The sequence below is a fragment of the Photobacterium andalusiense genome, from assembly GCF_900185625.1.
Taxonomy (GTDB): domain Bacteria; phylum Pseudomonadota; class Gammaproteobacteria; order Enterobacterales; family Vibrionaceae; genus Photobacterium; species Photobacterium aquimaris.
In genome coordinates this window covers 559960-575806 of sequence record NZ_FYAJ01000001.1, presented here as the reverse complement: position 1 = coordinate 575806, position 15847 = coordinate 559960, and the positions used below count along the sequence as shown (strand labels likewise).

The window sequence follows — 15847 nt, the reverse complement described above, 5'->3', positions numbered from 1 at the left end:
GTAAACTTAAGCTAACGGCCTCGATTCTCAGTTATCGAGGCCGTTTGTTTTTATACGCATAAAGTGATAAATATTACTTGGTTTTGTGGGTTTTATTTATATAATCCAGCCATCTTTAGAATGCATTAAATAGTGCCTAGCCGCTATTCATTTACTCCCCCCTTTATTTCTTCATTTTTGGAGCTATGCTGAGTGCAAAACTACACCAAAGAAACCACACAACTGCTCAAACTTGCGATACCCGTTTTAATTGCCTCTGTTGCCCAGACATCAATGGGTTTCGTTGATACCGTTATGGCAGGTGGCGTCAGCGCAACCGATATGGCAGCCGTTGCGGTTGCTGCAAGTATTTGGCTACCTTCGATATTATTTGGAGTGGGGTTGCTGATGGCGATTGTTCCTATCGTGGCCCAACTGAGTGGGTCAGGTAAAAAGGACAAAATCCCCTTTGAAATTCAGACGGCTTTTATTCTCGCAGTTTTGATTTCCATTCCTACGATGTTAATTTTGTATAATGCGGGAATTTTAATCCATTACATGGATGTCGAGCCAGTACTTGCTGAAAAGACCGTTGGCTATTTACATGCAGTATTATTCGCTGTACCTGCATTTTTATTTTTCCAAACCCTAAAAAGTTTCTCTGAAGGTTTATCATTTACCATTCCTGGTATGGTAATAGGCTTTTTAGGACTTTTACTTAACATTCCGCTCAACTGGATCTTTGTTTACGGAAAATTTGGTATGCCTGCACTAGGTGGTGTTGGCTGTGGCATTGCAACTGCTATCGTGTATTGGTTCATGTTTTTTGCTATGCTGGCGTTTGTTCTAATCAATAAACGTCTTAACAGTTTGAATGTGTTTGGCGTGATCTACCCACCTAAGTTTGCTGCAATCAGCCGCTTATTTAGACTCGGTTTTCCAGTAGCAGCATCATTATTTTTTGAAGTTTCTCTATTTGCCGTTATTGCATTATTGATCTCGCCACTTGGGCCAATGAAAGTGGCTTCACACCAGATTGCAATGAATTTCTCATCGTTAGTTTATATGTTACCAATGAGTTTAGCGGCAGCTGTCAGCATTCGAGTTGGCCATAAAATGGGTCAAGAAGATATTATTGGTGCTAAAATTGCTAGTCATTGCGGCTTGATTGTCGGCACATCGTTAGCATTTTGTACCGCAATTTTAACGGTGATTTTCCGCGAGCAAATTGCGTTACTGTATACAGATAACCCTGAAGTTATTATGTTTGCAGGTCAACTGTTGTTATTAGCTGCTATTTACCAATGTAGTGATGCAGTACAAGTTGTTGCTGCTGGTGCACTACGTGGCTATAAAGATATGCGCGCGATCTTCTTCTGTACTTTTATCGCTTATTGGCTATTAGGACTACCAATTGGATACATTTTAGGAATGACCGATTGGATAGTAAAACCAATGGGGCCAGAGGGTTTCTGGATTGGCTTTATTATTGGCTTAACATCAGCCGCAATCATGCTTGGTATGCGTATGCGTTGGGTACATAAACTTGACCATCAACGACAAATTGAAATGTCATTACGTTAACTGTTGGCTCTGTATTATTAAAAAAGTGATCTGAGGATCGCTTTTTTTTTGTCTAAAATTGTGTGGTTGCATATGCTTAATATACCGTGACCAACGCTAGAGTATGATGAAAATACCATTATTAGTGCTTTGTTGTGTATTGCTACTTATTGGCTGCAAAGAAAACACCACTGAAGCATTATTAGACACTTATCAACAACGACTTGCTAACGTATTAAAGATTACGCCAGCGGAAACTCCGCGGTTGAATTTAGCCGCCCTTCCCGCCGTCCGCTCTCTCAAACAACCAGTTGCAGATATTCGTATTGGATTATTAAATGCGTATGAATTACGTCAATGTGGTTTATTTCAGTTAATTGCAGAGCGTAATTCAATATTAGGCAAGGTACAGGATCAAATTCGTCAACTACATTATGAATTGTTATTTTTAAAACAACTCGATCACTGTTTAAATGTTATTGATAATAGCGACCCTTTGCATCCTCAATTAATGGATATTTATCATCAAAAGCAACAACAATTACCACGCGTAATCTGGAATATGGCATTTACTAGTCAAGAGTGGCGACAACAATTTACCTTAGGTCATCAAGTATTAGAGCTACAGCAATTTAGTGGTTATATCGAAAATTTAGCGGCATTTGATTATTTAGCGACACTAACGACAACAATTACTGCAACTAATATGTCACAGGCATTCACAACCCTGACAACAAACAATATTGATCTTCTTCTTTATCATCAGCAGCAAATTCATAACACACAATATCTTGGGCAACTTTTTTATTCGATGGCGCAGATCACTGCGGAGTTGAATACGATCACAGCTCAACTTACTCAGCATGAGAACAATGTTATTTGCGGTAAAAATATCAATCAACAGCAAGCGCAATATTTACGTAATGTTTTTTATAAATATTACGTCACTGATATTCAACCGTATCTAAGTACATTACAATCTCAATACCAACAGTTACAGCCTTATTTACACCACTTCTACACCAAGCTCGTTAAAGATCATATTCAACCATCATCAGCGATGACCTTGTACGCTGAAGATTACTTTGAGGGTCAACTACAGCATCAATTTCAACAAGCCACTCTAAATCATGTTCATTATTGGCAGCGATTATTTGAACGTTGTCAATTTAAGGTTGGGCATCAATAACTTGCTACCAACCTCAATTATCATTTTTGTTACTATTAGTTCATTTTTAGAATAGGTAAACTAGACTACATTGTAGAGGTTAAGGGAGATAACAATGAAAAAACATAAAAACGAAGCAAAACTTTTAAAAAAAGCATTAGAACTTGGTTTCGCCTTTGCAAAAAAACAAGGATTTAACGATTTAGATCGCGGTGTAGGTTCAACAGATCGTGTTGAATGTATTTATCGCTTGTTAGTAGAGTGCAAACAAATCACGCCTTTAGCTGTAGATAAAGAAGACGGCGTTAACATGAAACATAAACTGGTATTGTGGATCACCCGTCTATTACCAGAAAACCACGAACTGCTTCAATAATTCACTTATGTAGTCACTAGTACTTTGCTAGTGACTCTTCCCGCTAAGAATATGCGCGATCTCACATTCGGCTATTTATCCACCACCAAATTGGCTATTGTGCAAGCAAACGCACTGAATTCACTAAAAAACTCTATTTAAACACTTGCCTAGATTACGGTGACTCGCTACTATGCTTGTCATTCGCTGATTACATTTAAACAGTAATTAAGCTGAAACTGCTCGCTTAGCTCAGTTGGTTAGAGTACTTGCATGACATGCAAGGTGTCACTGGTTCGAGTCCAGTAGCGAGCACCATTTTAAAGTAAATGGCTTAATTGCGGTTTATTACAGTACAATTTGCTCGCTTAGCTCAGTTGGTTAGAGTACTTGCATGACATGCAAGGTGTCACTGGTTCGAGTCCAGTAGCGAGCACCATTTTAAAGTAAACGGCTTAATTGCGGTTTATTAGAGTACAATTTGCTCGCTTAGCTCAGTTGGTTAGAGTACTTGCATGACATGCAAGGTGTCACTGGTTCGAGTCCAGTAGCGAGCACCATTTTAAAGTAAACAGCTTAGTTGCGGTTTATTACAGTACAATTTGCTCGCTTAGCTCAGTTGGTTAGAGTACTTGCATGACATGCAAGGTGTCACTGGTTCGAGTCCAGTAGCGAGCACCATCTTTTAGATACAACCAAGCCTGCTTTTTAGCAGGCTTTTTTGTATCTGGATCATAACAATTGCAATCAATAGCACAGGTTAGCGACAACCGATCAGTAATTAGGTAATATTTATATCAATTATAATAATTGACGATATAATGATGAAAATTACTGTTGATGGTGGCTCGTTTAAAGTATCCGTTGATACTGAATTTGAAGGCTTACTCACTGAAGCTGCTGCGGTTTTTGATGAAACATTAATCCAAGCTAAATCAAACGACAAAGCTATTTTACGTTTTCTACAAATCATTCTTGAACATCGTGAAAGCGATGATGCAATTGGTTATGCTGTTCTCGGTTTACTTGGCTGGTATAACGCCGCAATTAATCCAGTTACAGATAAAGACATTGAATTAAATTTACCTAAAATAGTTCCTCATCTACTCAACCCTGCAGGCGATATCAATGCAACTAGCGACAATGAAAAAACAACATTCAAGCATTGATTGACATCCTCCTATCATTAAAAAGCCACTCATCAAGAGTGGCTTATACTATTAATATCTCTATTAGTCACTTTTCTTAGCAAACCTTAACAGCCGCCAGTATTTGCTTATATTGCATCGTCTTATGTTTACCATTTCCACATAAGCAATTGGCACAACAAACAACGAGAATACTGTTCCTAATATTAATCCGCCCACCAGCACCAAACCAATATTAATTCGACCTATTGAGCCAGGTCCGACTGCCAATGCTAATGGTAGCGAACCAATTATCATTGTAAACGATGTCATTAATATGGGTCTTAAACGTGATTTAGCACTAACAAGCGCAGCTTCATACGCATTTAAACCATGATCTTGTTGCTGTTTATTCGCAAAATCAACCAATAAAATACCATGCTTAGTTACAAGCCCAACCAGTGTCAACAATCCAATTTTAGAGTAAATATTAAGACTTTGACCAAAGGCCGTTAAGGTTAATAATGCTCCGACTAAACACAGTGGTACAGTAAGCATAATAATTAACGGTTCAACAAAGCTTTCAAACTGCACGGCTAAAATTAAAAATACAAAAATTAATGCCATAGCAAAAATTAATATCATTCCATGTGACGAATCTTGTAGATCTTTTACAACCCCATTAAATTGATATTGCTGACCTTTTTGCAATAAATTAGGTACTTGATGATTCACAAATTGCTGCACATCACTGGCACTATAACCAGGCATTAAATCTGCTGTAATTTCTGCACTATCAAGCCCCATAAAAGTTTTAATATGTGATTCTGCCGTTACTTGCTTAATGGTCACAAATTGCGATAACGGTAGTGCCTTTCCTGTTTTTGAGACAACATATAATTTATTTAATACCTTAAAATCACCCAGTGATTGTTTATTTACTTGCACTCGAATTGGGTAGGTATAGCCATCTGCCATTTTTAAATCTGCTGCTTTTACTGAACCTAAAAACGTCGATACAGCGCTAGTTACATCAGCATAATCTACATCTGATAGCACCACTGCATTTTGATCAATTTTCAGATCAAACCGTAATAAATCACGATGTGTTGAGTTACTGACATTTGAAACACCTGCATAACCCTCGAGTGCTTTCTCAACCTTCGTAGCTGTATCACTTAATGCTGATGTGTTTTTATTAAGCGTGGTAAGTTCAAGTACTAATCCTGCAGGTAAATTAAGGTTATCAGCTGAGCGAACTGACATTGATACGCCATAGGCTGATAGTGTTGATTTTGCTTTACGCATTAAGTGACTAATAACTTGCTCAATATCCTGTTTCCGCTCATTCCATGGCGTTAGTATCAAATGATTTTCTGGTGTTGATTCAATATAGGACATGTTCGCTTCAATGGCAGGATCACCATTAAACACACTATTTAACTGAGCATTATTTTGAAGATGATAAGCTCGCCCTACTCCTGAAGGTGATTTAGTCGATACTGAAATAAACCCAGTATCTTCAATTGGCAATAACGTTTTAGGCATCCACCATACTGCTACCGTTGACACACCAATAAGTAATATCGCAACAACAACTAACCACTTTTTCTGAGTGAAAACGAATTTCAACAACTGTAAATATTTGGTTGTTAACTGTTCAACGTTACCCTCAACCCACACAAACCAAGTTGGTGGTCGAGTGACAGGCTTTAGTATATAAGCACTCATCATTGGCGATAATGTCAGTGCGATAACGCCTGAAATGAGCACTGCCGCAGCAAGCGTAAAAGCAAATTGATGAAACAAATCTGCGGTTAATCCCGACATAAAGCCTATAGGGCAATAAACCGTCGCTAGCGTTAATGTCATTGCAATAACAGGGGCGACAATTTCTTTACTGCTTGCTATTGCAGCCTCTAACGGCTTTTTACCTTGTTCTATGTGCCGAAAACAGTTTTCAACCACCACGATAGCATCATCAACAACTAAACCGATAGCAAGAATTATTGCCAGAATCGTTAATACATTAATGCTAAAACCTAAGGCCGCCATCACTGCAAACACACCGATAATACACACTGGGATCGTAATCAACGGAATAAGCGCAAATCGTATAGAACCCAAAAACAATACGACCACTGCTGCCACTAATACAATTGCTTCAATTAAGGTTTTAAATCCCTCATCAATCGATGCCTTAATAAAATCAGCTTGGTTATACACCATTTTCATCTCAATAGTGCTAGGAATACTCATTGATGCCATTGCCGCTTTAACTCGCTGTGCAACCACTACCGGATTCTCACTTTTTAGCGGCAATGTCTGAATTGACATTCCTAACTGACCATTAATATGCAGTATTGAAGGAGTCAAACTAGCGTCATCTTTAACTACATTGGCAACATCACCAACACGCACAATATTGCCACCCTCGTAGCGCACCACTAAATTGCGTACATCAGCAACACTGCTGACTGAACTCACAGGGTTTATGGAAAAATCACGCACCTGACCTTGAATTGTTCCTGCTGTAAACGTGGCATTATATTTACTCAAGGTACTCACCACATCGGTAGCAGTAATACCAAGTGCCATCATCTTTTCTGGATCAAGCCAGACATGAATCGCTTGGCTACTCCCACCGTAAGGCCCCCACACACCACCGACTCCAGGTATATGACTAAACTGAGGAATAAGTTGCTGACTGATAAGATCATACATTTGCTGCTTGGTTATTTTTCCCTTTGCAACAAAGGTAATAATATTACTGGGTAACGCATTCTCTGAAGAATCATCTGTCACTATAGGCTTATCGATCATACTTGGAGGAAAATTATTAATCGCCTCGACTTTACTACGCAAGTTATTCATTAAACTGGCGTATTTCACATCTGATACATTATCTTTAAAAAAAACTTTTAACGTACACGTCCCTTGCTGACAGTCAGTGTTCATATTTTTAACAGATTCAAGCCCTGTCGCTGCAGAAATAAGTTTATCCGCAACGTTATCTGACATGAACTCAGCACTTGCACCTGAAATACTCGCTGTCACTGTCGCGTTTGGAGCACGATGATCTGGAAAATATTGCACCGGTAGACTTTGTAATGCCACCATGCCTAGCAACACAATCGCAATGCACAGCACGCACGAATAAATCGGATGTTTGATACAAATCTCAGGCAGCTTCATGCTTAGCTCCTTGATTTGAGCTTGCTGTTATTTTTTGCATTGGCTTATTTAAGGACGAAGCTGGATTTGGGTTTTTTGGGGGTGAAGATAATGGTAAAACTGGCGTTGTGGGTACTGTGGATGTTTGAAGTTTAACCAACGAGTCTGGTTTTAAGTTTTGTTGTCCTGCAACGACGACTTTATCGTTAACATTTAGACCTTGTTTAATAAACACATAGCCATCATTGGTGTTATCACCGAGAACAACTGGCTGTTGTTGTACGCCCTTACCATCATAAAGCCACACATAACGTTTATCACCATCAACAATGACTGCGGTTTGAGACACAATAGGATAAGTGACATTTTTTGCCGAATGCTGTGTTACTTTGGCAAACATACCAGGTATAAGTAATTTATCGGTATTTTTAATATTTGCTTGAACATCAATACGGCCTGATTGCAAATCCACTTCTGGAGCAATGTAATTAACGACACCAATGAAACGTTTATTTTTATAAGCATCGACAGAGATCGTAACCTGCTGATTAGGTGCTGCTTGAGCTAACTCTTGCTGACTAATAGAATATGCAACTTGTACAGGATCGTTTTTGATTAATGACACCACAACATCATCAGAGCTAATTCGACTACCAATAGAGTATTTAAAATTTGTCAGACGGCCATTAAACGGGGCGATTAATTGATAATTGAGTAAATCATCTTTTTTTTGTTGTACATCTACTTGTACTAAATGGGTTTGTAATTGCTGATTCTCAATATCTTGCTTTGATATCGCATCTGGCTGTTTTTTAATTAGCGCTAACATACGATGTAATTTAGAACGCTCAATTGCATATTGTGTTTCAGCTTTTTGCAGCTCAGCTTTGGGTTGCGTACTATCAAGCTTCGCGATTACATCTCCTTTATGAACATAAGCACCATCTGAAAAACATTTTGTTATTAATTTGTCGGATGCACTAAAGGTTAATGCTGTAGAATCTACAGCGGTAATTTTACCGACTTCTTGAAAGTCTTGGTTGAAGGTTCTATTTTTTATATTCTGAATTTTAATTGGAATTAATGACGTTTTTACCGATTCACTCGCCAGCGACGATAATGTTGTAAACATCATTGGAAGAACCAATACACCCATTAAAATTCTGCTCTTACACTCCATGATAGTGCTCTATTTTATTTCAGTTATACCCTCACAGTATCAATATTAATTCATTGTACGTTAAAATAGTGTCAATATATAAAAGCTTTTTATACCTAGCATAACAAATATCTACCTTGTGAATATATTTGCTTATCTTAAAAATGCCATAAAAAAAGCGGTGATCTCTCACCGCTTGCAGTCGTTTTATTAACAATAATTATTCAGATACAACCACTCGACTAACTTAGCGTAATGCGTTTATTATTTTGCAGCGCTTTACTTTCAGAGCTTTTAAATGTGTTATCTTTACTTTGAATAAAATATACCGACAAATCTTGCTCATTCGCAACAATTTTACCTTCAACAGGCCCTAAACATAACATTGAGGTTGCCCAAGCATCACCAACAATCGGGTTATGACCAAATACAGAAGCTGACACTAAATCATGGGTTACTGGTGCACCCGTTCTAGTATCTAAAATATGGGAATAGTCCTTTTTACCATCTTTAAAATTATGGTGATAAGTGCCTGAGGTATTTAATGACACGCCATCTTCCGCATTAATATTAACGATAGTATAAGGACGAATACCGTCTTTTAATGCTATTGGCTGTTCAATAGCAACACGCCATTTTTGGCCTTCAAGTTTGCGACCTTTAATTTTCATATCGCCACCAAACTCAACTAAATAATTATTAACACCATCTGCTTCTAAGATTTTACTTAGCTGACTAATCGCATAACCTTCGCCCATTGAAGATAAATCTATTTGTATCTGAGGAATGGTTTTTCTGATCCGTAAATTTACTGGATCAATTTCAATCTTATCAATACCAATATCTTTTTTTATCGCTGCTATTTGTTGAGTTGTCGGTACATTAAGTGTCTCACCTTGAAAACCCCACAATTTATACAAAGGCTGAATCGTAGGATCATAACAACCGTGACTATCTTTATTTAATTTTTTCGCAAGCGACAACATATAAATGAAATCTTTAGAAGCGGGTTGCCATTCGGTTGATGTACTGTGATTAAACTTAGAAATATATGAATCATTACGATAAGTTGAATATTCTTTATCAATCGCTGCCAGCTTTTTATTAAACTGTTCGGTTACCTTCGCGACAGGTACATCCTGTTTTGACCAATATGTCACATGATAACTAGTACCTTCAGCAAAGCCTGTGATCTTATGTAATTTGGGCGCTTGACTACAACCAGACAACAGTACGATAGCAGATAACGACAACGCAGCAACATAGCTTCGTTTTGACAATAATTTTGACGAATGAGTGAACATAAAACGACCTTAGCTCTCTAAATAATGGTCGAAGTCTAACAATAGCGCCGAAAGATCGCTAGGCTATAAACAAATAACCTCCCTCCACCGTATTCCAATTACACATACACCTCATACGCAACACCACCCCTTTAAATAACCGATAACTTAAATAGTCCTTCAAACTATCTTTTTTCCGTAGTAAAACTGCCATATTTTTGTCATCAATCACTGTTGTAATTGCTAAAAATTACTTACACAACAAGGGTTAAACGTGACTACATTAATTAAATCTCTTACCACAATCGTTATTTCAGCGGCCCTCACATCGCCAGTACAGGCAACTGAAATTAAGAATATAATTCTAATGATTGGTGATGGTATGGGTCCTCAACAGGTGGGATTATTAGAAAGCTATGCTGATCTTGCTCCGCATTCTATTTATAACGGTCAGAAGACAGCCTTGTATAAATTAGCCCAACAAGGTGTTATCGGCGCCTCACTCACCCATCCTAATGATGCCATTGTTGTCGATTCTGCATGTTCAGCAACCATGCTAGCTACCGGCATTATGACGGGCTCAGAGGTTATCGGTATTGATGCTGATGGTAATAGTATTGAAACAGTATTAGAAAAAGCAAAGCGCATGGGTAAAGCAACAGGATTAGTTTCAGACACCCGTATCACTCACGCAACCCCTGCTGCTTTTGCTGCCCACCAGCCCCATCGTTCACTGGAAAATGAAATCGCTTCAGACTTATTATCTGCAAACGTTGATGTAATGCTATCGGGTGGATTACGTAATTGGTTACCACAATCAGCAGACGCTGCAGGTGCAATATCAAAACAGTTGCCTTCGCTATCGGCTACTAATCTTTCTCTAAAGTCAAAACGTAAAGATAACCGTAATTTACTCTTAGAAGCTCAACAACAAGGCTACGCTTTAGCTTTTAACAAAGATATGTTACTGCACTCTAAAACAGATAAATTATTAGGTTTGTTTGCAAGCTCAGGAATGAATGACGGTATTCAAAACAGTGCGACAGTAAATGATCCTCAACGTACGCAACCTACATTAAAAGAAATGACAGATAAGGCACTGGATATTTTATCAAAAGACAAAGATGGCTTTTTCTTAATGGTTGAAGGTGGTCAAATTGATTGGGCTGGGCATAGTAATGATGCAGGTACTATGCTGCATGAAATGATTAAATTTGATCAAGCCGTTGAATCAGTCTACCAATGGGCACAGGGCCGTGATGACACATTAATTATTGTTACCGCAGATCATGAAACAGGCTCATTTGGGTTTAGTTACTCTGGTTACCAATTACCAAAGCCACAAAAACGCAGTGGTAAAGCATTTAAGCAACAAGATTATGCCCCTAACTTTAATTTTGGTGCCTTTACCGTACTCGATGATCTTTATAAACAAAAAATGAGTTATGCCAATATGTTAGCAACATTAAATAAGCTCAACAAAGATCAACAAACACCGCAAAACTTAGCTTCGATTATTAATAACAATAGCGAATTTCCAATCACAGAAGTTCAAGCTAAGGCAATATTGACTGATAAAGTAAACCCTTATCACAAAGATGATCACAGTTATTTATCCGCAACAGATATTCCTGCTATTCACGATTTTGATGCTTTTTATCCTTATAACGATCGCGCTAACCTGATTGCTCGAGCTCAAGCTACTCAACAAAATATCGTTTGGGGTACCGGTACTCATACCCATACCCCCGTTAATGTTTTTGCATGGGGACCTGCCGCAACCATTTTACCCGTATCTAAAATCATGCATCACTCACAATTAGGTGAGTTCATCAAAAACCAAGTGAAGTAACTCGCTTATTTTAACTCCCCCTCAATGACTTTAATTAAACGCATTGTCATTGAGGGTTTATTCACCAAAGAACCAGTATTAGTTCAATAAATAAAATAACTAATCTAACGTTTTCTTAAACCGAATCGACGCGACGATTAGCCCAACAATGGTGAAGATAATTAACCATAATGTATCACGCCACAAATCGACTAAATCTGCACCTCGCAACACAATGCCACGAATAATACGGATAAAATGGGTGGTTGGTAATACTTCTGCAATCCATTGGGCGACAACGGGCATACCTTCATAAGGGAACATAAACCCTGATAGTAAAATTGAAGGCAATAAAATAAAAATGGTCATTTGCATCGCTTGTAGCTGCGTGGTCGCTTTGGTCGAAATCACCAGACCTAAGGTTAAACTCGCAACAATAAACAACAATGTTCCAAGAAATATTTGCGTTAATGAGCCATTAATTGGCACATCAAAAATGATATGTCCCAATCCTAAAATAATAATGGATTGAATAAGACCAATAAATATATACGGCGTGATTTTAGCAAGCATCAACTCTAATGGCTGAATTGGGGTAGTAATTAATAATTCTAAATTACCCTGTTCTCGCTCACGTACAATGGCAACCGAGGTAAATAAAATCATTGTCATGGTTAGTATTACTCCGAGTAGCCCTGGAATAATATTAATTGCAGATCGCCGTTCAGGATTAAAATACAGCGTTACCTCAAAGTTATTCGGTTGTACTTTTCGTTGTGCGATCACTGCTGTTAATGGCATTTTTTGTAATTGCATGATGGTAGAGCTAATCAATGCATCAGATCCATCAACAAGCCATTGCCCTAGTGGTTGATGAGTTGCTATTCGTCGTTGAAAATCAGACGGAAGCACCAATACCGCTTTTACTGTGCCATCCATAATCGCTTGTTGCCCTTGCTGAGGTGTGGCATAACTCGCTATAACATCAACAACCTGTGTTGCTTTAATTGATTCCACCAGTATACGTCCAGTTGCTGAGTGGCTCTGATCAACGATTGCAGTAGGTACATTACGGACATTGGTATTGATCGCGTAACCAAATAATAACAATTGAATTAATGGGATCATCACGATCATACCAAAGGTGATACGATCCCGACTAAGCTGTCGTAACTCTTTGCTAACAATTGCATTGATCCGTAACAGACTCCACCGTAAGCGAGTGATCATTGTCGTCTCTCTCCTGTGCAGGTTACAAAAACATCCTCAAGGCTTGGTCGGCTAATTGTTATTGTCGCTGTTGCTAATACGGGTATTTGTGTTGGTAACCAACCAACAGGATCCTCAACATCCTTTGATACCAACACCCGTAACCTCACTCCAAGTTGAGCGGCAGATCGTACTTGGGGTAATTGTATAATTTGCGCTTTCAATTGACGTAATTGCTGGGCTTCTATTTCAACAACCGTCACTGCCATTGCCGCCATAAGAGAATTTGGTGTACCGTTAGCTCTTACTACACCGGCTTCCATAATAGCTAAGCTATGGCATCGTTCTGCTTCATCCATATAATGTGTCGTGACTAAAATTGTGGTGCCTTGATCCGACAAATCAAATAATTGCTCCCAGAAATCACGTCTATTTTCAGGATCGACGGCAGATGTTGGCTCATCAAGAAGTAATAAGTCGGGTTGATGAATGGTGGCAGCAGCTAATGCTAAACGTTGTCGCTGACCACCACTTAATTCACCGGCTCGTCGTTTAGCCCGCTGATCAAGCCCATAAGTAATTAATTGTTGTTGAACACGTTGTTGTCGTTGTGCTCTTGGCATACCAAAAATCTGTGCCATAAATTCAAGGTTTTCTTGAATGGTGAGATCTTGATATAACGAAAATTTTTGGGTCATATAACCAATACGTAGCCGTAATTGTTCGGCTTGACGTGGAATCTCTAATCCAAGCACATTTACGCTACCAGTTGTTGGGGTTAATAATCCCGTTAGCATTCTTAATGTGGTAGATTTACCGCAACCATTAGGGCCTAAGAAACCATAAATTGTCCCTTTCGGTACCACTAAATTCAGATTATCGACCGCAACAAAATCACCAAATTTTCGACTTAGATTAGTTGCAATAATCGCATTATCGTTCATGTGGCATCTCCACTTGAACCGGCACCCCTGCAGGTAAATCCCGACCACTTTCAGGAAAGTCTACTTTGGCCAAATACACTAACCGCGCTTTATCACTACCATTAAGGGTGTAATAAGGTGTAAAAGAAGGCATGGTTGCTATCCAACGTACTGTGCCTTGAAAAGGCTGTTTAATACCATCAACATGTATCGTTAATTTATTGCCTGCTTTTATATTGACACGATAAGGTTCAGGTACATAAATACGTGCATAAGGGGTTGTGAAAGGCGTAATAATTGCAATTGTTGCGTTAGCAGTAACCCGATCACCAACATGATATGGCAGACTTTCAACAACGCCATTACGAGTGGCAATGATTGTATAGTCTTGCAAAATTTGTTGTTGCAACGTCACATCAGTGATAGCTGCCATTAGTGCTGCTTGGGCTTGTTTGATATCTTCAACCCGCTCGCCACTGACTATTTTTTTCAGCCCATTAATTGCTGTTTGCAGTTCAGCTTGTGCTATATCACGCTGAGTTTGAGCACGATCACGCTCAGCCGTTGACACAACCTTTTTAGCAAATAAGCGTTGTATGCGTTGGTTATCTTCACTTTTATCGAGAAAATTTGCTTGATATTGTTCCACTTGGGCTTGAGCTGCGGCAATATCTTCAGGACGAGCGCCATTAGTTAAACGCTGTAAATAAGCTTGTGCTTGCTGCTTTACTGCTTGCGCTTTAGCAACTCGCGTTTGTTGTTGTTGCGATTTCAGTGTTGCAACTACCTGACCTTTTTTAATTACACTGCCTTCAGCAATAGGTTGCGAGGTGATAATTTCATTTGCTGTTGCTGTAAGGGCTATCTGATCACGCTCAATCGTGCCAAGTGCTAAAGTGGCAGCTTGATCATTACATCCCGTAACTATGCCGAATAAGGCAATAAAAATATAATAACGCGACAATACGTATTTCATAATCAGCTCCATTGAACTCAAATAATATCCATACAAAACAAGCTTACAATGGCTCTTTTGTGGGCAATACTAATCCTCCAGTGATCACTTTTAAATTATGTTCAAGCAAACGCACGAAAAAGTCTTCATTAACTTCAACACCTTGAATACTTAATATCGAAGGAGGAGCGATAAAAGGAAAAACCATTAGACTCATAAAAGAGATTTTACATAAACAAGGATCTAAGTCAGAACGAATAACGCCTTGCTGGGCTAACGGTTCAAAAATTTGATGTTGTAATGGTTGCGTAATTTCGGTAAATATTTTTTCCATCGCTTTACGCTGATTATTGGTATTAGGTAAATACATTAATTGAAATATCAACCGTGGAAAAGCGGGGTTTAAAGTCATTACACGATAATAGGTTCGCATTAAATCAAATAGATTAGTGGTACTTTTTTCTACCAATAATTGTTGTATCAATATTTGAATTGGTGCGAGAGTTTCCCGTACCATCGCCTCAAATAATCCCTCTTTTGAATTAAAGTAGTAACGAATCATTGCGACATTTACCCCTGATTTCTGAGCAATCATTCGAGTTGACACTTTATCGTAAGCCATCACAGAAAATAATTCACGCGCATGAACGATTAATAATTGGCGTGCGTTTATATCTATATTTGGCCGCCCACTCGATCTTTTATCAGGTTCGTTACTCATCTATGCCTCATGTAATTAATCATTTGTTTAATTATACGATCGATATTGCTCGCTTTATAAACAAATAATTATTCAAAAAAGTACCAAATGATTAATTACTCATTTCTTGATGTTGCTTAAGTAACATCCATCATCAAGATTAGCACTAACTACAGATAGTTAAACTCTACAAAATAGCAAATAAATAAGCTTATAATTCTTAAAGTTATACTATTAACATTTCTATGTTGGAGTAAAAAAATGTCTAAAAGTATTTATCGTTTACTATACTGAATCGTTATTACCATTTTTGATAATCAATATGTCATTTTTGCCTATATACCAATGTAAGCTACAGGCTATAAAATGCCATTCTTTTTCTTTTTATCACCGCATTGCTTGCTGTTTTATAACACATTTT

General features: G+C 38.3%; 12 protein-coding genes and 4 tRNA genes. 9 read left to right on the top strand and 7 right to left on the bottom strand.

The genetic code is table 11. From position 1 onward, the window contains the following. Nucleotides 1-192 precede the first annotated feature (192 nt). The 8 genes from PAND9192_RS02650 (at nucleotide 193) to PAND9192_RS02615 (ending at nucleotide 4234) form a co-directional block, all read left to right on the top strand. The gene (locus PAND9192_RS02650; RefSeq protein WP_087852418.1) at nucleotides 193-1563 is read left to right on the top strand and encodes an MATE family efflux transporter; all 1371 of its coding nucleotides are present in this window, start codon (nucleotides 193-195) and stop codon (nucleotides 1561-1563) included. Between the two features lie 103 nt (nucleotides 1564-1666). Further along, nucleotides 1667-2731: a DUF3080 domain-containing protein gene (locus PAND9192_RS02645; RefSeq protein WP_087852417.1), complete on the top strand. Its 1065-nt coding sequence runs from the start codon at nucleotides 1667-1669 to the stop codon at nucleotides 2729-2731. A gap of 94 nt (nucleotides 2732-2825) precedes the next feature. Continuing rightward, entirely contained in the window at nucleotides 2826-3086 is a 261-nt protein-coding gene (locus PAND9192_RS02640) for a DUF5062 family protein (RefSeq protein ID WP_060996472.1), read from the top strand. Between the two features lie 220 nt (nucleotides 3087-3306). Beyond that, a tRNA-Val gene (locus PAND9192_RS02635) sits at nucleotides 3307-3383 on the top strand. A gap of 44 nt (nucleotides 3384-3427) precedes the next feature. Next, nucleotides 3428-3504 (top strand) — tRNA-Val (locus tag PAND9192_RS02630). 44 nt (nucleotides 3505-3548) lie between these two features. Continuing rightward, nucleotides 3549-3625, top strand: a tRNA-Val gene (locus tag PAND9192_RS02625). Between the two features lie 44 nt (nucleotides 3626-3669). Continuing rightward, nucleotides 3670-3746: transfer RNA gene (locus PAND9192_RS02620), tRNA-Val, on the top strand. Between the two features lie 143 nt (nucleotides 3747-3889). After that, entirely contained in the window at nucleotides 3890-4234 is a 345-nt protein-coding gene (locus PAND9192_RS02615) for a hypothetical protein (RefSeq protein WP_087852887.1), read from the top strand. Nucleotides 4235-4297: 63 nt separating this feature from the next. Here the strand turns inward: PAND9192_RS02615 and PAND9192_RS02610 are convergent, their stop codons facing one another. The 3 genes from PAND9192_RS02610 to PAND9192_RS02600 all read right to left on the bottom strand — a co-directional run bounded on the left by PAND9192_RS02610 (nucleotide 4298) and on the right by PAND9192_RS02600 (nucleotide 9829). Then, the gene (locus PAND9192_RS02610) at nucleotides 4298-7387 is read right to left on the bottom strand and encodes an efflux RND transporter permease subunit (protein ID WP_087852416.1); all 3090 of its coding nucleotides are present in this window, start codon (nucleotides 7385-7387) and stop codon (nucleotides 4298-4300) included. Next, nucleotides 7374-8546, bottom strand: a complete 1173-nt coding sequence (locus PAND9192_RS02605; RefSeq protein ID WP_087852415.1) for an efflux RND transporter periplasmic adaptor subunit — start codon at nucleotides 8544-8546, stop codon at nucleotides 7374-7376. Before PAND9192_RS02605 ends, PAND9192_RS02610 begins: the two co-directional genes overlap by 14 nt. A gap of 221 nt (nucleotides 8547-8767) precedes the next feature. Then, nucleotides 8768-9829, bottom strand: coding sequence for an FAD:protein FMN transferase (locus tag PAND9192_RS02600; RefSeq protein ID WP_087852414.1), 1062 nt, complete (start codon nucleotides 9827-9829; stop codon nucleotides 8768-8770). 253 nt (nucleotides 9830-10082) lie between these two features. Between PAND9192_RS02600 and PAND9192_RS02595 the strand changes: the two genes are divergently transcribed. Beyond that, complete coding sequence (locus PAND9192_RS02595; RefSeq protein WP_087852413.1) at nucleotides 10083-11660, top strand: alkaline phosphatase; 1578 nt, start codon at nucleotides 10083-10085, stop codon at nucleotides 11658-11660. 99 nt (nucleotides 11661-11759) lie between these two features. Here PAND9192_RS02595 and PAND9192_RS02590 read toward each other — a convergent pair whose 3' ends face one another. Genes PAND9192_RS02590 through PAND9192_RS02575 form a run of 4 tightly spaced genes read right to left on the bottom strand, consistent with a single transcriptional unit; the run spans nucleotide 11760 to nucleotide 15447 of the window. Beyond that, complete coding sequence (locus PAND9192_RS02590) at nucleotides 11760-12869, bottom strand: ABC transporter permease (protein ID WP_087852412.1); 1110 nt, start codon at nucleotides 12867-12869, stop codon at nucleotides 11760-11762. Beyond that, nucleotides 12866-13792 carry an ABC transporter ATP-binding protein gene (locus PAND9192_RS02585; RefSeq protein ID WP_060996476.1) on the bottom strand — a complete coding sequence of 309 codons (927 nt, stop codon included), beginning with the start codon at nucleotides 13790-13792 and terminating at the stop codon, nucleotides 12866-12868. The genes PAND9192_RS02590 and PAND9192_RS02585 overlap by 4 nt, the downstream gene beginning before the upstream one ends. After that, nucleotides 13782-14747, bottom strand: a complete 966-nt coding sequence (locus PAND9192_RS02580; RefSeq protein ID WP_087852411.1) for an HlyD family secretion protein — start codon at nucleotides 14745-14747, stop codon at nucleotides 13782-13784. Before PAND9192_RS02580 ends, PAND9192_RS02585 begins: the two co-directional genes overlap by 11 nt. 43 nt (nucleotides 14748-14790) lie before the next feature. Then, entirely contained in the window at nucleotides 14791-15447 is a 657-nt protein-coding gene (locus PAND9192_RS02575) for a TetR/AcrR family transcriptional regulator (RefSeq protein ID WP_087852410.1), read from the bottom strand. Nucleotides 15448-15847 lie beyond the last annotated feature (400 nt).

Bases quoted from the DNA above. Each gene is read 5' to 3' on its own strand.
- PAND9192_RS02645 (WP_087852417.1), top strand. From the start codon at position 1,667: ATGATGAAAATACCATTATTAGTGCTTTGTTGTGTATTGCTACTTATT.
- PAND9192_RS02640 (WP_060996472.1), top strand. From the start codon at position 2,826: ATGAAAAAACATAAAAACGAAGCAAAACTTTTAAAAAAAGCATTAGAA.
- PAND9192_RS02615 (WP_087852887.1), top strand. From the start codon at position 3,890: ATGAAAATTACTGTTGATGGTGGCTCGTTTAAAGTATCCGTTGATACT.
- PAND9192_RS02610 (WP_087852416.1), bottom strand. From the start codon at position 7,387: ATGAAGCTGCCTGAGATTTGTATCAAACATCCGATTTATTCGTGCGTG.
- PAND9192_RS02605 (WP_087852415.1), bottom strand. From the start codon at position 8,546: ATGGAGTGTAAGAGCAGAATTTTAATGGGTGTATTGGTTCTTCCAATG.
- PAND9192_RS02600 (WP_087852414.1), bottom strand. From the start codon at position 9,829: ATGTTCACTCATTCGTCAAAATTATTGTCAAAACGAAGCTATGTTGCT.
- PAND9192_RS02590 (WP_087852412.1), bottom strand. From the start codon at position 12,869: ATGATCACTCGCTTACGGTGGAGTCTGTTACGGATCAATGCAATTGTT.
- PAND9192_RS02585 (WP_060996476.1), bottom strand. From the start codon at position 13,792: ATGAACGATAATGCGATTATTGCAACTAATCTAAGTCGAAAATTTGGT.
- PAND9192_RS02580 (WP_087852411.1), bottom strand. From the start codon at position 14,747: ATGAAATACGTATTGTCGCGTTATTATATTTTTATTGCCTTATTCGGC.
- PAND9192_RS02575 (WP_087852410.1), bottom strand. From the start codon at position 15,447: ATGAGTAACGAACCTGATAAAAGATCGAGTGGGCGGCCAAATATAGAT.